This window comes from Bacteroides sp. AN502(2024), assembly GCF_041227145.1.
Classification (GTDB): domain Bacteria; phylum Bacteroidota; class Bacteroidia; order Bacteroidales; family Bacteroidaceae; genus Bacteroides.
This window is the reverse complement of the sequence record NZ_JBGFSP010000004.1, coordinates 99,153-119,167: the sequence shown is the minus strand read 5'-3', so window position 1 is coordinate 119,167 and position 20,015 is coordinate 99,153. Positions and strand designations below refer to the sequence as shown.

General features: G+C 44.2%; 12 protein-coding genes and 1 pseudogene. 1 reads left to right on the top strand and 12 read right to left on the bottom strand.

The window, feature by feature from the left end; all coding sequences use genetic code 11:
* Window positions 1–9 precede the first annotated feature (9 nt).
* The 4 genes from trpD to trpB are packed head-to-tail and all read right to left on the bottom strand — an operon-like array spanning window position 10 to window position 4,266.
* Window positions 10–1,005, bottom strand: a complete 996-nt coding sequence (gene trpD, locus AB9N12_RS15330; RefSeq protein ID WP_369892973.1) for an anthranilate phosphoribosyltransferase — start codon at window positions 1,003–1,005, stop codon at window positions 10–12.
* 4 nt (window positions 1,006–1,009) lie between these two features.
* Window positions 1,010–1,576, bottom strand: coding sequence for an aminodeoxychorismate/anthranilate synthase component II (locus AB9N12_RS15325; RefSeq protein ID WP_369892972.1), 567 nt, complete (start codon window positions 1,574–1,576; stop codon window positions 1,010–1,012).
* 47 nt (window positions 1,577–1,623) lie between these two features.
* Window positions 1,624–3,030 carry an anthranilate synthase component I family protein gene (locus AB9N12_RS15320; RefSeq protein WP_369892971.1) on the bottom strand — a complete coding sequence of 469 codons (1,407 nt, stop codon included), beginning with the start codon at window positions 3,028–3,030 and terminating at the stop codon, window positions 1,624–1,626.
* Window positions 3,031–3,078: 48 nt separating this feature from the next.
* Window positions 3,079–4,266, bottom strand: a complete 1,188-nt coding sequence (trpB, locus tag AB9N12_RS15315) for a tryptophan synthase subunit beta (protein ID WP_369892970.1) — start codon at window positions 4,264–4,266, stop codon at window positions 3,079–3,081.
* Window positions 4,267–4,754: 488 nt separating this feature from the next.
* On the opposite strand from trpB, the pseudogene AB9N12_RS15310 reads away from it, so the two are divergent.
* Window positions 4,755–5,334: pseudogene (locus AB9N12_RS15310) on the top strand (HdeD family acid-resistance protein).
* 159 nt (window positions 5,335–5,493) lie between these two features.
* On the opposite strand, the gene AB9N12_RS15305 reads toward AB9N12_RS15310, so the two are convergent.
* The 8 genes from AB9N12_RS15305 to gltB form a co-directional block, all read right to left on the bottom strand.
* Window positions 5,494–7,683 (bottom strand): glutamine synthetase III, encoded by a 2,190-nt coding sequence (locus AB9N12_RS15305; protein ID WP_369892969.1) that lies wholly within the window; start codon window positions 7,681–7,683, stop codon window positions 5,494–5,496.
* 168 nt (window positions 7,684–7,851) lie between these two features.
* On the bottom strand, window positions 7,852–8,577 hold the full coding sequence (locus AB9N12_RS15300) for a hypothetical protein (protein ID WP_369892968.1): 726 nt from the start codon (window positions 8,575–8,577) through the stop codon (window positions 7,852–7,854).
* Between the two features lie 73 nt (window positions 8,578–8,650).
* Entirely contained in the window at window positions 8,651–9,883 is a 1,233-nt protein-coding gene (locus tag AB9N12_RS15295; protein ID WP_369892967.1) for an LL-diaminopimelate aminotransferase, read from the bottom strand.
* Between the two features lie 45 nt (window positions 9,884–9,928).
* Window positions 9,929–10,735 (bottom strand): diaminopimelate epimerase, encoded by an 807-nt coding sequence (gene dapF, locus AB9N12_RS15290; RefSeq protein WP_369892966.1) that lies wholly within the window; start codon window positions 10,733–10,735, stop codon window positions 9,929–9,931.
* A 434-nt stretch (window positions 10,736–11,169) separates the two neighbouring features.
* On the bottom strand, window positions 11,170–11,937 hold the full coding sequence (locus AB9N12_RS15285) for a glycerophosphodiester phosphodiesterase family protein (RefSeq protein ID WP_369892965.1): 768 nt from the start codon (window positions 11,935–11,937) through the stop codon (window positions 11,170–11,172).
* Between the two features lie 171 nt (window positions 11,938–12,108).
* Window positions 12,109–13,776 (bottom strand): asparagine synthase B, encoded by a 1,668-nt coding sequence (gene asnB / locus AB9N12_RS15280; RefSeq protein ID WP_369892964.1) that lies wholly within the window; start codon window positions 13,774–13,776, stop codon window positions 12,109–12,111.
* Between the two features lie 211 nt (window positions 13,777–13,987).
* The gene (locus AB9N12_RS15275; RefSeq protein WP_369892963.1) at window positions 13,988–15,340 is read right to left on the bottom strand and encodes a glutamate synthase subunit beta; all 1,353 of its coding nucleotides are present in this window, start codon (window positions 15,338–15,340) and stop codon (window positions 13,988–13,990) included.
* Window positions 15,341–15,404: 64 nt separating this feature from the next.
* Window positions 15,405–19,955, bottom strand: a complete 4,551-nt coding sequence (gene gltB / locus AB9N12_RS15270) for a glutamate synthase large subunit (protein ID WP_369892962.1) — start codon at window positions 19,953–19,955, stop codon at window positions 15,405–15,407.
* Between the last annotated feature and the right edge of the window lie 60 nt (window positions 19,956–20,015).

Genomic DNA, 20,015 nt, shown 5'->3' with positions numbered 1-20,015 from the left:
GATAAAACATTAACTGTTCAATTCAATGAATTTTTTTAGGGTAGCTAATGCGCGTCCACTTTCCAATGACTCTTTGGCGAGAGCTATACATTCTTCAATAGTCTTCTCCGGACAAATCACATGGATAGCGAAAGCAGAGTTGACTATCACTACATTTTTTTGAGCTTCCGTAGCCGTGTTATTCATGATACGGTCGAAAATTTTAGCGGCATCTTCCGGTGTCTGTCCACCATCCAAGTCCGTTTCCTTATAGCGGGAGAATCCGAGGCTCTCGGGGGTGTAAATCTTTTCATGATCGCTGGTCGCCACTTTGAACTCACAGGTCAGAGAGATTTCATCATACCCGTCGAGGCTGTGAACAACGGCAAATTTTGTCTTGCTTTCCTGATATGTATAGGTATAGAGGCGAAGCAACGGTAGATTGTAAACTCCTAAAAGCTGATAAGCCGGTAATACAGGATTTACCAACGGGCCGAGCATATTGAAGAAGGTGCGCACTGCCAATCCCTTACGAACCGGAGCTACCGCTTTTAATGCCGGATTGAATAAGGGAGCATGCAGATAAGCAAGATTACATTTTTCCATGCTACGGCGTAGTCGGTCAATGTCATTGGTGAACTTTACACCGTGTTGTTCCATCACATTACTGGCACCACTGACTGAAGTTGCTCCATAATTACCATGTTTCACTACCGGGAAGCCGGCCCCGGCAACAGTAAAACAGGAAGCCGTGGAAATATTAAATGTATTTTTTCCGTCTCCTCCGGTTCCTACGATATCTATCGGAGCGAACTCACTCAAATTGACCGGAATACGCATTTCAAGCAGTGCATCGCGGAAGCCGCATAATTCTTCTACAGAAATGTTACGCATCAGAAAGACTGTGATCAAAGAGGCTACTTGTACATCATTATATTTTCCCTGTGCGATATTCTGTAGAATCGTGCGGGCCTCATCGCGTCCCAGATATCGATGTTCGAAAAGTTTATATAGAATCTGCTTCATTGGTTTAATCGTTTAAAAAGTTTTTAATAATTTCTTTTCCTTGCGAGGTTAATACTGATTCGGGGTGGAACTGAATGCCATGTACATGGTAGGTCCTATGGCGGATTGCCATGATTTGTCCTTCTTGACTTTCTGCTGTTATTTCCAGACAATCGGGAAAAACTTCCCGGCTGACTACCCAGGAATGGTATCTTCCGACAAAAATTTCTTTTCCTAGTCCTTTAAAAAGTATATCCTGACGAATGATGGTAATCGGAGTTTGTACCCCATGATATACTTCTTTGAGGTTTTCCAGACGTGCTCCGAAAGCCTCTCCGATAGCTTGATGACCAAGGCAGACACCCAAAATGCTTTTGGTCGGAGCATATCTCTTAATAATAGGTAGCAACAGGCCGGCTTCTTCGGGTATACCCGGTCCGGGGGATAGTATGATTTTATCAAATCGGTCCACTTCATCAAGCTCTATCTGATCGTTGCGGGCTATTTCTACATCTGTGGCCCCTAATTCTTTCACTGCGTGTAGCAGGTTGTAAGTGAAAGAGTCATAGTTATCTAAAAGTAATATTTTCATTTTTATTGTCATTATAAAATGGTTGTTCAAATACTATATTTCTGTTTTCAATTTTTTAATTTGACAGCTAAATCGATTGCCTTTTTCAGTGCTCCCAGTTTATTGTTCACCTCTTGTAGTTCGTATTCATCTTGACTGCGTGCTACGATACCTCCTCCGGCTTGGAACCAGAGTTCATTGTTGCGGCTTACAAAAGTACGGATAGTGATAGCTTGATTTAATTCACCGTTCAATCCGATAAATCCGATACAGCCACCATAGGCTCCACGATTATGTGGCTCGATTTCACTGATTAACTGCATAGCGCGTACTTTGGGGGCACCGCTTAATGTGCCGGCAGGAAACGTGTCAATAAACGTCTTGATTTTGTCTGCACCCTCATTCAGCATACCGCTGACACGGCTCACCAAGTGAATAACATGGCTATAATATTGTGGTTCCTTATAGAATACTACGCGTACATCATGACAATTACGGGAAAGGTCGTTTCTAGCAAGATCAACCAGCATGACATGCTCTGCATTTTCTTTAGGATCGGCCAGCAAATCTTCTGTCAGTTTTCGGTCTGTCACTATATCTCCGGTACGGCGGGTCGTTCCGGCAATCGGATCGATGTAAGCACGACTATCTTCGATTTTGCAATGTGTTTCAGGTGAAGAGCCGAAGATACGGTATCCTCCGAAATCGAAGTAGAAAAGATAAGGAGAAGGATTGATGCTACGGAGTGCACGATAGACTTTGAAATCATCTCCGGCATAAGGCTGGATAAATCTTCTGGAAAGTACGATCTGGAAAACATCCCCACGCATACAGTGTGCGATTCCTTTGCGGATATTGGCTTTATGCTCTTCGTCTGTGATAGGACTGGTAACAGGACCTGTTACAGAGAAGTTATAGGAAGCATAATTCCGGTTTTCGATGGCAGCTTCCAGCTCCGGCAAGTTGCTTTCTTCTCCTTCGGACAACATTTCAACCAATGTCAATTCATTTTTGAAATGATTGAAAACAATGACATACTTATATAATATGTATAGCATATCCGGAGCATCATTTTGTTCATCGTGACTTTCTTTCACCGGGATGTGCTCGAAGTATTTCACAGCGTTAAACGTCGTATATCCGTAAAGTCCACATACATTCTTGTTATCTCCGGCCACTTTGAATTGATTGATAAACCGGTTCATGGCCTTTTCTACATGGAATGTTTTTGTCAGTGGCTTTTCCGTGTGGCTATTATCAGGATAGTTTGCAGTGACAATACCGCAGTTAACACCGATACTTGCCAAAGGGCAGAGGGCAATAAATGACAAGGAATTTTCTCCGGCATGATAATCGGAACTTTCCATTAATGCGGATTGCGGATACATATCGCGTACTTTCAGATAAATGCTGACGGGAGTATGCATGTCTCCGATCACTTGTTTGCTATGAGTTGTATAATTAAATGTTTTCATCTCTATCATTGTTTGATTATTGATTACGAATGATGGTTTATTAATTGCTTATTGCTGTTCGTTGAACGATAAATAGGTTTCAATATCTTTGTCTCCTCGTCCTGAAACTGTCAATACAACGATATCCTCCGGTTTGAACTTCAATTTCTTCAAAGCTCCTAGTGCATGGGCAGATTCCAGTGCGGGGATAATACCTTCGAGTTTAGTCAGTTCGTAAGCGGCTTTTATGGCTTCGTCATCGTTGATCGCCAAAACGTTGGCGCGTTTTTGTGCTGCAAGGTTGGCATGTATCGGTCCAATGCCCGGATAATCTAGTCCGGCAGATATGGAATAAGGTTCTTCAATCTGTCCGTCTTCGTTTTGGATGACGTAGGTGCGCGCTCCATGGATAATTCCCATTTTGCCGAGTTGGATAGTGGCGGCAGTCATTCCGGTTTCTATTCCTTTGCCTCCGGCTTCCGCCAGAATGATGCTTACCTTTCTATCGTTGATATAATGATAGATTGTTCCGGCAGCATTGCTTCCTCCTCCGACACAGGCTATCAGATAATCCGGATAGTCGCGTCCTTCCTTCTCTTGCAGTTGTTTTTTGATTTCTTCACTGATAACAGATTGCAGGCGTGCCACCATATCAGGGTAGGGATGAGGTCCTACGGTAGATCCGATAATGTAATAAGTGTCGGCAGGATGACAGCACCAGTCGCGGATAGCTTCGTTAGTTGCATCTTTCAAGGTCATGTTTCCTGAAGTAACGGGAATAACGGTAGCTCCCAGCATTTTCATTTTCTCCACATTGATATGCTGGCGTTCTACATCCGTCTTTCCCATGTAAACGATACATTCCATATTCATCAATGCACACACGGTGGCTGTTGCCACTCCATGTTGTCCGGCTCCGGTTTCAGCGATGATACGTTTCTTTCCCATGCGGCGTGCCAGCAAGATTTGTCCGATGGTGTTGTTGATTTTATGTGCACCGGTATGATTCAGGTCTTCCCGTTTCAGATACAACTTGCAACCATATTTTTCGGAAAGGCGTTTTGCCGGATAGAGCGGGGAAGGGCGTCCTACGTAGTCGTGTAACAACTGCTCGAATTCCTTTTTAAAATCATCGCTTTCAATGACTTCGAGGTACTTGTTCGTCAATTCCTCGACACATTTGTGGAGGATTTCCGGTACATAAGCACCGCCGAATTCTCCGTAATAACCATCCTGGTCAACTAAAAAAACTTTCATAATCCTATTTGTATTTTTATGTTATTATTTAATCTGTTCGAAAGCGAGGCAAAAAAGAAAGGACCCTGCCGCAAGTTGCGACAGGGCCCTTTCAAATCTGCTATATCTTTAATGAAGTATATACATACGAGCGCTGCTCCCTTACGACTGTCTGAGTTGTAACGGGCGCCACCACCAATATGTATTTACTAACATAGTTTTCATTGTCTTTTGTAATTTTATGGCGGCAAATATAGACACTTCGTTTGAAATAACAAACAAAAAATGACTTTTTTTCTTCATTTTCTAATATGGCATAATTTTTAGCTTGAATAGTTCTTATAAATATTGAATATTTAAACAGAATTCTACAATTGCATTTAGTGAGGGGATTTCGTGGCTCATATTAGCGAGATAGGCGGATTTCAGCCGGGTATTTTTATATTTCAGTAGAAATACTTATATTCGCAAAAGTATTGGAACAGATCCGGTTAAAAAATATAGAATTTATGAAAACAATGAATTATTCCCTTATTCGCATTCTCTTTGCACTTGTAATAGGACTGGTGCTTGTGATTTGGCCAAATGCGGCTGCCGGTTATATTGTTATTACGGTCGGTGTTGCCTTTTTGATTCCCGGTGTTATCAGTCTCTTGAGCTATTTCGGCCGGAAAAGATCGGAAGGTGAAGCCGCTCCCCGTTTTCCGATAGAAGGAATCGGTAGTTTATTATTCGGACTTTGGCTGATTGTGATGCCTGATTTTTTTGCAGATGTCCTGATGTTTTTATTGGGATTTATCCTGATTATGGGAGGAGTGCAACAGATTGCTTCTTTGTCGATGGCCCGTCGGTGGATGCCGGTTCCGGGAGCCTTTTATCTGGTTCCTTCGTTGATTCTTATGGCGGGTATCGTCGCGTTGTTCAATCCGACAGGAGTGCGTAATACTGCATTTATAATTATTGGCGTTAGCAGTCTGGTTCTATTCTCTTTCCGAGTTGATCAATTGGTTCAAGTTTGCCCGTCGTCGTCCGACGGATCCGATTATACATGACGATGCTGACATTGAGGACGCAAAAATCATCGAATAAAGAAAGAAGAGGAGTGCTTCACAGCACTCCTCCCTGCAAACTTAAAACAACCAACAAAAGAAATAGATAATTTTAATAACAGTGAACAGTTAACGGTGAATATACTGCAATGGTCATGCAGTTTGTTCGCCATTTACTGTTGTTCACTATTCTCTTTTTCTATCTCACAAATAACAATTCTCTGTATTTCGGAAGCGTCCACATCTGATTGTCAACAATCAGCTCCAACTTATCGATGTGGTAGCGTATTTCTTCCAGTGCCGGGACGATTGTGTCGTGATAGGCAATGGCTTTTTCCCGTTCATTCTCTATCTTGTTTGCAACCTTACGAGCCTCAATCATTGCATCTACATGCTCCTTGATGAACGCTGTGCGGTCGGCAATCTCTTCAATAAGCTCCAGGTTTTTAGCAGACAATTTCGCGGCCTTTTCTGCAGGGAAAAGAGATTGCATCTTATAGACATTATTAATTAAATCCGTTTGATATCGAGTGGCAACCGGAATGATGTGATTCATTGCCAAGTCGCCTAATACACGTGCCTCGATCTGAATCTTCTTCGTATAAGTTTCCCATTTCACTTCGTTGCGGGCTTCCAGTTCTTTCTTTGTCATTACACCGGTAGCTTCGAACATGGTAATAGTTTCCGGCTTCAGGTAATTGTCGAAGATAACAGGAACACTGGTTTCGCAATCCAGTCCACGACGGGCAGCTTCTTTTTTCCATTCGTCGCTGTAACCGTTGCCGTCGAAATGAATGGCTTTACATTCTTTGATATATCCGCGGATGATTTCAAGAATGGCGGAAACTTTAGGTTCTCCCTTTTCAATCAATGCATCCACGTCTTTCTTGAACTTCACCAATTGATCTGCTACGGCCGAGTTCAATGCAATCATGGCAGAAGCACAGTTTGCTTCGGACCCTACGGCACGGAATTCAAAGCGATTGCCGGTGAAAGCAAATGGAGAAGTACGGTTACGGTCGGTATTGTCGATCAGTAATTCAGGAATCTGCGGAATATCCAACTTCATCCCTTGTTTACCGCTAAGGCTGATCAAATCATCTTTCGTACTGTTCTCGATATGATCCAATACCTGCGACAACTGTTTCCCGAGAAAAGAGGAGATAATTGCAGGAGGTGCCTCATTCGCTCCCAGACGGTGGGCGTTGGTAGCACTGGAGATAGAAGCTTTCAGCAATCCGTTATGATGATAAACAGCCATCAATGTATTGACAACAAAGGTTACAAAACGCAGATTGTCTTCCGGAGTCTTACCCGGTCCCATCAATAAGATACCTGTATCAGTGCCCAAAGACCAGTTGTTGTGTTTCCCCGAACCGTTGACACCTTTGAATGGCTTTTCATGGAGCAGTACGCGGAAACCGTGGCGGCGGCTCACCTTACGCATCAGTGACATAATCAGCAAGTTATGGTCGTTGGCCAAGTTACATTCTTCAAAGATAGGAGCCAGCTCAAACTGGTTTGGAGCAACCTCATTGTGACGAGTCTTGACAGGAATACCCAGTTTCAGAGCTTCAATTTCAAGGTCTTTCATGAAGGCTGCCACGCGGGTGGGAATAGCACCGAAGTAGTGATCTTCCAACTGTTGGTTCTTGGCACTGTCATGTCCCATCAAAGTACGTCCGGTCAGCAATAAGTCCGGACGTGCGGCATATAAACCTTCATCCACCAGAAAATATTCCTGTTCCCAGCCTAGATAAGCAACCACTTTCTTAACTTCCGGATTGAAGTAATGGCATACATCTACGGCAGCTTTATCTACGGCACGTAGTGCTTTCAATAAGGGAGCTTTATAGTCGAGAGCCTCACCGGTATATGCGATAAAGACAGTCGGGACGCAAAGCGTATCATCTACGATGAAAGCAGGTGATGAGGGATCCCAAGCACTGTAACCACGCGCTTCGAATGTATTGCGGATGCCGCCATTCGGGAAAGAAGAAGCATCCGGTTCTTGTTGCACAAGCAGTTTGCCTGTAAATTCTTCCATCATGCCACCTTTGCCGTCATGTTCGACGAAAGCATCGTGCTTTTCTGCCGTACCTTCGGTGAGCGGTGCAAACCAGTGTGTGTAGTGAGTGGCCCCCATTTCGATGGCCCATTTCTTCATGCCGGCAGCTACTTCGTCAGCAATACTGCGATCTAGCGGAGCACCATTATCAATTGCGTCAATCAGCGCATTGTATACCTTGCTGGGAAGATATTTGAACATCTTTTCCTTGTTGAATACATATTTGCCGAAGTATTCCGAAGGACGTTCGGCAGGTGTCGCTACTTCAACTGCTTTCTTCTTGAAAGCTGTCTCTACTACTCTGAATCTAAGTTTTGACATAATACCTGATTTGATTTGTTGTTAAATATGTTAGAGTTGATAATCTGTTTCATTTACTTGTAAGCGTACAGGGGGGCAGCCATAGCAGGTTACCATACAACAAACCGATAAAATCTAAACTCTAACTACCTTACCCCCTATACGCTCTTTGATATTCTAAATTCTCTTTTAAAAACTTAATCCGAATGTGAAGTAAGCTCCTTCTGTTCGTGGATTCGCTGTAATTTTCGCAAATGCCGGGAGTGAGAAGGAATCTGTTATTTTGATTTCTTTGGAAGCTCCGATACTTATGTCTGATACGCAAAATCCACTTGTATAGTCATTGTAAAAAGTAGTCTCCCAGGGAACTATACCTACATCTACTGTCCAGTCGAGGCCACCCCATTTGAATGGTGCACTAAGTGCAAGATAAGAAGAATAGGCTCTTTTGCCGTTTCCTTTCACACCATCAGCACCTGCAAAGTTGGTATACCAGTTGACTGCCAGTGGTCCGAAGTCATATCCGACTTGTGCTTCAAATACATGAGCCGTTGAATGAGCTCCGTATTGAAAATACTTGTTAGTTGCTGCTTGGGTATTAAACCAATAATCCGTCACTGAAACGCTAAAACCACCCGTCGAATAACCGAGAGTTAAATCGAGCTCTTTCGCGTCTGTCGATTCGAATCCTACCGATCCCCATGCTTCAAGTGAGAAACCCTTGTAAGTGATTCCCAATGAAGGCTGAACGCTAACTCCACCTAAATCCTGGCCGCGCCAGATATAACCACTTACCAGCTCTGCTCCAACGGAAGCTTCCACTTTATCTTGTGCCATCATTGTAGACGGGACAAGTCCTGACAGTAATAATGCTGCTGTTATTACTCCCCATTTTTTGTTAATCGCTGTTTTCATCGTCTTTTTACCTTTACTAGTTAGAAAAATGTGGATGTACGGTCCATGTGTTATATAGTAGCGCGCAAAAATACTATAGCCAGTTTTTTATTCTTCTCATCGCTTCGATACAGTCGTTGCGTTCACCGAACGCAGTCAGGCGGATATATCCTTCACCGCTTGGTCCGAAGCCTACACCGGGAGTACCGACCACATTGGCTTCATATAACATCTGTTCAAAGAATCGCCATGAAGAAAGTCCATTGGGGGTCTTCACCCATAAGTAGGGGGCGTTGACTCCTCCATATACTTTCAGCCCTGTGGCTTCCAGTCCCTCCTTCATGATCTTTGCATTCGTCATATAATAGTCGATTGTTTTTTTGATTTGTACTTTGCCTTCTGCACTGTAAACAGCTTCTGCCGCCCGTTGGGTAATGTAAGAAGTGCCGTTGAACTTGGTGCATTGGCGACGGTTCCACAATCTGTTGAGTGGTATGCGATCGCCTTCTAAAGTGGCGGCAGTGAGCTCTTTCGGAACCACGGTATATCCGCAACGTACTCCGGTAAATCCGGCCGTTTTTGAAAAACTCCGGAATTCAATCGCACATTTTTTAGCCCCCTTAATTTCATAGATAGAGTGGGGGATATTCTCTTCTTGGATGTATGCTTCGTAAGCGGCATCGAACAAAATCAGTGTATCGTTTGCCAAGGCATAGTCCACCCACTTTTTTAGCTCCGGTTTGGTTAAGGTTGTCCCCGTTGGGTTGTTCGGATAACAGAGATAGACGATGTCTATCCGTTTGTTCGGGATTTCCGGAATAAAATTATTCTCACTTGTGCAAGGCATATAAGTAACGTTGCTCCATTTGCCGGTTTTTTCTTCCAGTACTCCGGCGCGTCCGCACATAACGTTACTGTCTATGTAAACCGGATAGATCGGGTCTGTAACACCTATACTATTGTCATGGCGCAAAATATCGCCTATGTTTCCTGTGTCGCTTTTTGCCCCGTCACTGACAAATATCTCGGATGCCGAGAAATGAATCCCGTGTGAAGCAAAGTCGTTCTTTATGATTGCTTCAATCAAAAAATCATATCCCTGTTCAGGACCATATCCGCGGAATGTATCCTTGTTGGCCAGTTCTTCTACTGCTTTGTGCATGGCTTCTATACAGGCTGGAGGAAGTGGCTGCGTAACGTCCCCGATACCTAGCCGGATGATGTCCTGTTTGGGATGTGTTATCCTGAAAGTATTTACCTTTTTCGCTATATCCGAGAATAAATAGCTTCCCGGTAATTTCAAAAAATGTTCGTTTACTAATGCCATTTTGTTATTGTTTTAAGTTCTGCAAAATCTAATGCTCAAAATCTACTATCTATCCTCAATTTCCCCATCGAAAACCTTGGTTGCCGGCCCGGTCATTAAGATATGTCCGGAGATTTCATCCCATTCAATGGTGACTGTTCCTCCATCCATAATCACATCGCTTTTTCTTCCTGTGAGTCCGTTGATAAAGGCTGCTACTGCTGTGGCACAAGCACCTGTTCCGCAAGCTTGAGTGATTCCCGATCCTCTTTCCCATACCCTCATCCGTATAGTGTCTTTGCCTACAATCTGTGCAAATTCCACATTGGTTCTGTCGGGAAAAAGAGGATGATTCTCCAGTTCGGGACCGATTTCCGGCAAATCAATTTGTGTGATGTCATCAACAAATGTGACGAGATGAGGATTACCCATTGATACTTTCATTGACCGGAAAGGATACTTCTTTTCCCACTGAATAGCTGCTGTTTCCAATGGACTACCCATATCTACGGTGACTGCATCGACCGTTTTCCCCTCTACATGGAGTTTCAGAATCTTAATCCCTGATAGCGTATCCAACGTAATTTCTGTTTTGTCGGTCAAACCGTATTCATATACATATTTACCTACACAGCGGCTCCCGTTACCACACATCATAGCCTCCGAACCATCTGCATTGAAAATACGCATACTGAAATCCGCTTTATCAGAGGCACCAATCAATATAAGTCCATCACTTCCGATTCCTGTATGAAACTTGCTCCATTCGGTTGCTTTCTTTTCAGGGTCGGCTATCGGGTATCGGGTTGTATCTACATATATGTAGTCATTTCCTGCTCCATGCATTTTTGTGAACTTTATTATTGATGTCATTTTGATTAGTATTTATTGATTGTTATATCTTTTTGTTTTATTACGATGCAAAGGTATAACTTTTTGCTTTATATTATACTAAAAAGTATATCTAATATCCATTTATTTCTTTCGAACTTATAATTATATTGCATAGGGCTTTATTTAGTTATAATCTGAAATTATACCTATTTATATATCAATAAACTGTTATTTGAGAGAATCGCTCTGCATATTCTTTCATAATATATGAAGAATATTTAGTCTTGATAATTGGTGAAATCAGCTATAAAAGCAAGAAATATATCCTTTTTATTTTTGACGAAATGAAAGTAAAGAAAAAGTTTTTCTATCATATTGCTCTATGTAGACAGAACGGGTTGGTGGTTGAAAAAAGGAATGGACGGTTTCTTGAAAGACGGATATGAAACAGTTTACTTTGTAATGATTTTGTCTTATTGATGCATTTTAAGTTCTTCTTGTAAGATGACTGGTTCATTCGTGGTAATGAAATCCACTTTCTGTTCGATCAGTGATTTCATGTTTTCCACTTCATCCACGGTCCATACGTTTACTTTCAAGCCGAGCTCATGAGCTTCTTTGATCCATTCGGGATGTTTCTTAATCACTCCCATGTGATAGTCAAGACCGGCAGCACCGAGTTCCTTTAATTCTTTGGGAGACAGTTCCCCGTTCAGGTAAAATACCGGAGTACCGGCAGGAGCCAGGCGGATAAACTCTTTCATGGCATGCAGGGAGAACGTGATATATTCCATGCGGTTTTCCAGTCCCATTTTCTTCACCATGCCAAGGATTCCCTGTACGGCTTTGGTTTCACGTTTCTTATTGCTATGTGCCTTCAGTTCGAGAATGAGTCGGGTATTACAGTTTTTCCCGGCTTCTAGATATTGTTCCAGGCTAGGCAAGTTTTCTCCGTTGGATAATTTAAGTCCGGTCAGTGCGTCACCTTTGGAATACTCCATGGGCCTCATCTTGTATACTGGATCATGGTTGACTACCAGCTTGTTATCCTTAGCGATCCATACGTCAAATTCTGAACCGTAACAACCGATGGAATCTGCTTTTAGAAGTGATGAGATGCTGTTCTGTGATGCTCCCGGAGTTTTCCAGAATCCACGGTGGGCTATCACTTTTGTCTGTGCCTGCATACAGCAAGCAACCATTAGAAGGGCGGAAGCCATCATTATTTTTTTTAAATTCATTTGTTTGGTCTTTTAAAAGTTTGATAAATTTAATTGGGTTTGGCCTCAAAATTATAAAAAAGAAAACGCAAATCAGACAATAATATGCTAATCTGCGTTAATCCTTGGGATTTTAAAATAGAAATGCTACAAAAGAATAACAGAATCTGCTTTTTCCGTTATTTTTATCAGTTAAGTATAGGCCTCTTCGTGTATTCCTCTCACCGCACGTCCGCTAGGTTCGTTCAGATTTCTAAAAGAAATATCCCATGCCAGCGCTTCTGCTGTGGAGCAGGCTACACTGGGAACACTGGGTACGGTGCGTGCTGCGCTTTCACTGGGGAAATGCTCTTCAAAGATACTACGATAATAGTACTCTTCCTTGTTTTGTGGCGTATGGATGGGGAAGCGTTCGGCAGCATGTTCCATCTGCTCATCGCTCACGGCAGCCGCTGTGATTTCTCTCAAAGTATCGATCCATGAATATCCCACACCGTCACTGAACTGTTCTTTTTGTCTCCACGCCACACTTTCCGGTAACATATCGGCGAAGGCTTCGCGGACAATCCGTTTTTCAATATCCTTTCCGGGACACATTTTAGCTTTCGGGTTCAGGTTCATGGCTACGTCGAGGAATTCTTTGTCAAGGAAAGGAACGCGTCCTTCTACGCCCCATGCTGACAGACTTTTATTGGCACGGAGGCAATCGTACATGTGCAACTTTGAAAGTTTACGTACCGTTTCTTCGTGGAATGCCTGTGGAGTGGGGGCCTTGTGAAAGTATAGATACCCTCCGAAAACTTCATCGGCACCTTCACCGCTCAACACCATTTTGATACCCATTGATTTAATGACACGCGCCAATAAATACATGGGAGTGGAAGCGCGCACTGTAGTTACATCGTATGTCTCGATGAAATAAATGACATCACGCAGGGCATCCAGACCTTCCTGAACAGTGTAGTTGATCTCATGATGGACGGTACCGATATATTCGGCTACTTCACGCGCTTTAATCAAGTCGGGGGCACCCTTTAGACCGATGGCGAAGGAGTGGAGTTGAGGCCACCATGCATCACTCGCACCGTCTGTCTCTATACGCTTTGCCGCATATTTTTTGGCAATAGCGGAGATGACGGAACTATCCAACCCGCCCGAAAGAAGCACTCCATAAGGTACGTCACTCATTAACTGGCGGTGTACAGCCTCTTCTAATGCTATTTTCACATCACCGGTTTGTGCACCATTCTCTTTGACGATCTCATATTCTGTCCAGTCGCGCGAATACCAACGTTTCATTTTTCCCTCTTTGCTATAGAAATAATGTCCGGGGAGGAATACTTCATATTCGTCGCAAAATCCTTCAAGGGCTTTCAGCTCGCTGCCGAAATAGATTTTTCCCTCTTTATCTTTTCCTATATATAAAGGGATAACCCCTATCGGATCACGGGCAATCAGAAATTCATCCTTTTCCTCATCATAAAGAACGAAAGCAAAGATGCCGCTTATCTCTTCCAGAAAATGGATGCCTTTATTTTGGTAAAGAGCAAGAATGACCTCACAGTCACTTCCTGTCTGAAAGTTGTATTTTCCCGCATATTTAGTGCGGATATCCCGGTGATTGTAAATCTCACCGTTGACAGCGAGCACCTGTTTACGATTGGGAGAGTATAACGGCTGTCCGCCACTCTGCGGGTCGACAATGGAAAGGCGCTCGTGTGCCAGGATGGCACTTCCGCCTACATAGATTCCGCTCCAGTCCGGTCCGCGATGACGGATCTTCTGGGCCATTTTCAGTGCTTTATCTCTTACTTCTTTGGTTTGAACCTTTATGTTGAGTATACCTGCTATTCCACACATAAGCTTTAATTTTTAGAGGGTAATGTAATCTGTTGAAATCTGTTGATTGTTTATTCGCTATTGCTAAGAAGCTGACTAGCTATTCTTAATTCGTTCCACAGTTGTTATCGTTTCGTTCCACAACTGTTTCCCTTTAGTTCCACATCTGTTATCCTTTCGTTCCACAGATATGGAACGAACCGATAATAGTAGTCAGCCCTCTTAGTATTCCTTACTTCGGAGATTCTTTCGTCAAATAAGTGTCTATTTCTGCAGCCGCTTTTCTTCCTCCTGCCATGGCACGTACAACGAGGCTGGCTCCTGTATTCGCATCTCCGGCAAGGAATACATTTTCGGCAAACTTCGGCTGTTCCGGTTTCAGGAATCCCATTGCCAGCAATACCATGTCCGCTTCGATGACTTCCTTTTTTCCTGTCGGTTTCATCGTGGGACGTCCGCCATCTGCTGCCGGAATCCATTCCACCTCTTCCACTTCTACGCCTGTCACTTTTCCATTCTTTCCGAGAAACTGATTGGAGGTCAGACACCAACGGCGTGTACAACCTTCTTCATGGCTGGAAGTCGTCTTGAAGACTACCGGCCATTGAGGCCAAGGAGTAGCCGGATTGTCTCCGACAGGAGGTTTCGGCATGATTTCTATTTGAGTGATGCTGACAGCTCCCTGTCTCACACTGGTCCCGATGCAGTCGGAACCGGTATCACCGCCACCTATCACAAGTACCTTCTTGCCTTTGGCATTCACCAATTTATCTTTCGGGAAAGTCTGTCCTGCCAAAACCCTGTTCTGCTGTGCCAGCATTTCAAGTGCGAAATGGATGCCTTTCAGTTCGCGTCCCGGAATACTCAAATCACGTGCTGCCGGTGTTCCGGTACAGATGCAGTAGGCGTCGAATCCTTCCGGTAAATGATTGATGTCTATCTCTACTCCCATTTCAAACCGGATTCCTTCTGCGGCCAATATCTTCATCCGCCGGTCAATTACATTCTTATCCAGTTTGAAATTAGGAATGCCGAATCGTAATAATCCCCCGGGAGCTTCATTCTTATCGAATAGAGTAACGCTATATCCTTTTAAATTCAGCTGATTAGCCGCCACCAATCCGGCAGGACCTGCACCAATCACCGCCACTTTCTGCCCGTTTCTTTTCGGATTCTTTATCTGTATGTATCCTTCGCGAAAAGCCGCTTCTACGATAGCCGCTTCATTCTCACGAATAGTTACCGGCTGGTCGCAGGAAAGTTTCAGCACACACGATTTCTCACAAAGAGCAGGACAGATGCGTCCTGTAAATTCCGGAAAATCGCAAGTAGACGACAATACTTCGTATGCCTCCTTCCATTTTCCCCTGTATAATGCATCCTGCCATTCCGGTTGTTTATTTCCCATCGGACATGCCCAGTGACAGAAAGGTACACCGCAATCCATGCAGCGTGACGCCTGCAATTTACGGCTGTTTGTATTCAGAGTCTGTTCTACCTGACTATAGTCAGTGATTCGCTCGTTTACAGGGCGGTATCCCGCCTCTTGTCGAGGTATATTTAGAAATGCTTTAGGATCTCCCATATTATTATTCAGTTTTAAGTTCGACTTATATCCGCATGGAGACTTGGCTCCGGCATTTTGCCGGTCAATAGTCTCTTTGCATGTCTGCAATTTTTTGTTGCAATTTTCTCATCTGTTCTTCCTGCAATACCTTTTTGTATTCGATGGGTACTACTTGGATGAACTGGTCTGCATAATGATTCCAGTTGTCAAGCATGGTACGGGCCAGTTTTGAGCCTGTGTACAGATAATGTTGGCGGATTAGTTCGTGTAGCTCTTTCCGGTAACCGGCTTCTTCGATGAGAGACAGTTCCACCATTTCCATGTTGCAGAAATAATCGAAGTTGCCATCTTTGTTCCATACGTACGCCACACCACCACTCATACCGGCTGCAAAATTGCGTCCGGTTTGTCCGAGGACTACGACACGACCTCCGGTCATGTATTCGCAACAATGGTCGCCCACACCTTCTACTACGGCAACTGCACCGGAGTTACGGACTGCGAAGCGTTCTCCTACACGACCGTTGATATACACTTCACCGCTTGTTGCTCCATAAAGTAAGGTATTACCGGCAATTGTATTCTTTTCGGCTTCGAAGTTGCTGCGGATAGGAGGTAATACGGCGATGCGTCCGCCACTCAATCCTTTACCCAGATAATCATTCGCTTCACCTTCCAGTTTAAAGTTTACTCCCGGTACGAGGAAAGTCCCGAAGGACTGACCTGCCGAGCCTTTGAACTTCACATTCAGCGTATGTTCCGGCAATCCTTCGGCACCATATTTTTGGGCAATCACTCCGGAGAGCATAGCACCTATCGCACGATCTGTATTGGCAATCGTATATTCTAAAGAAATTTCTTTCTCATGTTCGATAGCTTCCTGTGCGGCATCGATAAGGGCTACATCCTTTACAGTAGCAATACCGTGATCCTGATCGATAACATGACGGATAGCCGCGTTGTTATCAATGCGTGCCAGCAATTTGGTAAAGTCGATTAATGCATGTTTCGGATTCGGGTCGTTGGCAATGGACTTGCGTTCGATCAAATCTGTACGCCCGATAATATCATCCATCCGGGTGAATCCCATTTCGGCCAAATGCTCGCGGACTTCCTGTGCCAGAAATGTGAAAAAGTTTATTAAGTATTCACTACGTCCGTGAAAGCGTTTACGTAACTCTTCATTCTGTGTGGCAACTCCTACCGGGCAAGTATTCTGATGGCATTTACGCATCATCACACAACCTAGTACGATTAATGCTGAAGTGGCGAAACCATATTCTTCGGCTCCCATCAGTGCCATCAAAATGACGTCACGTCCGGTTTTCAGTTGTCCGTCGGCTTGCAGGATTACTTGACCGCGAAGTCCGTTCAAAACCAATGTTTGCTGTGTCTCGCTCAATCCCAATTCCGGTGAGATACCTGCATAGCGGATAGAAGAAGCGGGAGAAGCCCCTGTTCCCCCTTCGGCGCCGGAGATGACAATCAGGTCTGCCTTTGCTTTTGCCACACCGGCGGCAATGGTACCGACACCGCTTTCTGCTACCAGTTTCACACTGATTTTGGCCTGTGGATTTACATTTTTCAAATCGAAGATTAGTTGTGCTAAATCCTCAATCGAATAGATATCATGGTGGGGTGGAGGAGAAATCAGCGAAATTCCCGGAATGGAATGACGTGTTTTGGCAATCACATCGTTCACTTTAAATCCCGGAAGTTGTCCCCCTTCACCCGGTTTTGCTCCCTGTGCTATCTTAATTTGAATTTCGTCTGCATTCACCAGATACTCTGCCGTTACACCGAATCGACCGGATGCCACCTGCTTGATTGCACTCCGTAAAGAACTGCCATCCGGCAGCGGTTGGAAACGGGTGGCATCTTCACCACCTTCACCGGTATTACTGCGTCCGTGGATTTTATTCATGGCCATAGCCATTGCCTCATGAGCCTCTTTACTGATGGAGCCGAAAGACATAGCTCCTGTAACGAAACGATGCAGGATGTTTTCCACCGGTTCTACCTGGTCGATAGCAATCGGATTGCGACGGAATCCCAGGAAGTCTCGGAGGAAAATGGGTTTCTCCTTTTCGTCTACCAGATGAGTGTATTCTTTAAATTTTTTATAACTCCCCAGTCGTGTCGCCAATTGCAGCGTGCTGATTGTTTCCGGATTCCATGCATGTTTCTCTCCATCTTTCCGGAAAGCATACAAACCGTTATTTTTTAATAATCCTTCATTTTCCACGCCTTCAAATCCTTCTTCGTGGAAGGCAATGGCATCTCTGGCTATTTCTTCCAAGCGGATACCTCCAATGGGCGAACCGAGTCCTCCGAAATAAGTTTTGCTTAATTCTTCGCTCAAACCGACAGCTTCGAAAATCTTCGCGCCGCGATAGGAGCGGATTGTGGAGATACCCATCTTACTCATGATTTTAAACAAGCCTTTACAGATGGATTTGATATAGTTCTTTTCAGCAGTGGCATAATCTAACTGAATATCCTTGTCTTTCACCAGTCGGTCGAGAACGGCGAAAGCCATGTAAGGATTCAGGGCACTTGCTCCGAATCCCAACAATAACGCAGCGTGCATCACTTCACGTATTTCACCGCTTTCTACGATCAATGCCGTTTGCACGCGCTTGCCGACTGAAATCAGGTGGTGATGAACAGCACTTACTGCCAGCAGTGAAGGAATGGCCGCGTGGGTAACATCCACGTCACGGTCGGTAAGGACAAGGTAGTTTACCCCTTCCGTCACGGATTCTTCCGCCATTTTGCAAAGGTTGTTCAGGGCTTCCTGTAACCCGGCTTTCCCTTTTGCTACTTCAAATAACAGGGGGAGTTTGACCGTTTTGAAGCCTTTATACCGGATATTGCAGAGAATATCCAGTTGTGTGTTGCTCAAAATCGGGTGGTTCAGGCGTACCATTTTACAATGACTTTCACTGGGGGTTAGAATATTCATGCCGACAGCTCCGATATATTCCGTCAATGACATCACCAGTTCTTCGCGGAGCGGGTCAATAGGCGGATTGGTTACCTGTGCAAATTGCTGGCGGAAATAGTTGTAAAGCAACTGCGGCTTATCTGAAAGTACGGCTATCGGAGTGTCATTGCCCATTGAGTTGATCGGTTCTGTTCCCGTGCTTGCCATTGGCATAATCAGTTTTTCTATGTCCTCTTTGGAGTAGCCGAAAGTACGAAGCATACGGTTGTAGTTTTCCACCTGATGGGGAACTTTGCGTCCGCTTTTCAGTTCATCCAGTTCGATCCGGTTGGTGGACAGCCAAGTACGGTAAGGTTTGGCTTCAGCCAACTGCTTTTTCAGTTCACTGTCATAGTAAATTTCACCTTTTTCCGTATCTACCAGTAGAATTTTGCCAGGCTGTAAGCGACCTTTTTCCTTGATATCTCCGGGTTCGAAATCCATAACACCGACTTCCGAAGCCACCACCATCATATCGTTTTTAGTAATCAGGTAGCGTGCCGGACGCAGACCATTGCGGTCAAGCATACCTCCGGCAAATCGTCCGTCGCTGAATAGTAGTGCAGCCGGTCCGTCCCATGGTTCCATCAGGATGGAGTGGTATTCGTAAAATGCTTTCAGATCTTCACTGATCGGATTCTTTTCGTTGAAAGATTCCGGTACGAGCATAGCCATAGCATGAGGCAGGCTCAATCCTGACATCACGAGGAATTCCAGTACATTGTCCAGTGAAGCACTGTCACTCATGCCCGGTTGTATAATCGGACGGATTCCTTTTATATCGCCTAAGGTGGGAGTGGAAAGTACACTTTCACGGGCTTCCATCCATCCTCTGTTACCACGGATAGTATTGATTTCACCGTTGTGTGCCAACAGGCGGAACGGCTGTGCCAATCCCCATGTGGGGAATGTATTGGTGCTGAAACGAGAGTGTACCAATGCCAGTCCGCTGGTAAAATAGCTATTTGTCAGGTCCGGATAGTAGTTGCGCAGTTGTAAGGATGAAAGCATACCTTTATATATAATGCTTTTGGTAGAGAGCGACACAATATAAAAATCGTCTTTTGTCGGAATAGCTGACAATCTGACTTTATTTTCGATTCTTTTCCGGATCAGGTATAATTTCCGGTCGGCAGTTTCCGTTTCCGTAAATCCGGTGATGAATATTTGTTTGATGTCCGGTTCGCTTGCCAGAGCTGATTCTCCCAAGATTTCGGGGCAAGTGGGCACGTTACGCAAATGCATCAATGTGAGTCCTTCTTTTTCGATTTCTTCAATAATAATACTTAGAATAGCAGCCTGGTCTTTTTCGTTTTTCGGCAAAAACAACAACCCTGTGCCATACCGTCCTTTTTCGGGGACAGGAATACCTTGTAATAAAATAAACTCATGCGGAATTTGAAGCATGATACCTGCACCGTCACCGGTCTTGTTATCTGCGCCTTCGGCACCGCGATGACGCATGTTCTCTAATACCTTTAAAGCCGACTCAACAATGTCGTGTGACTTTTCTCCATGAATGTTAACCAGCATACCAACACCGCAAGCATCGTGTTCGTATGCCGCATCGTACAAGCCCATCTGTTTGGGCTGTCGTTGGTAAGGAGATCTTTCTGTTACGTTGTTAAAAAGTTCTTTCTTTCTCATTCTTTCTAGCTTTATTGTATGATAATACCTATTTGATGTGTCAAATTGTTTGGCAAAGTT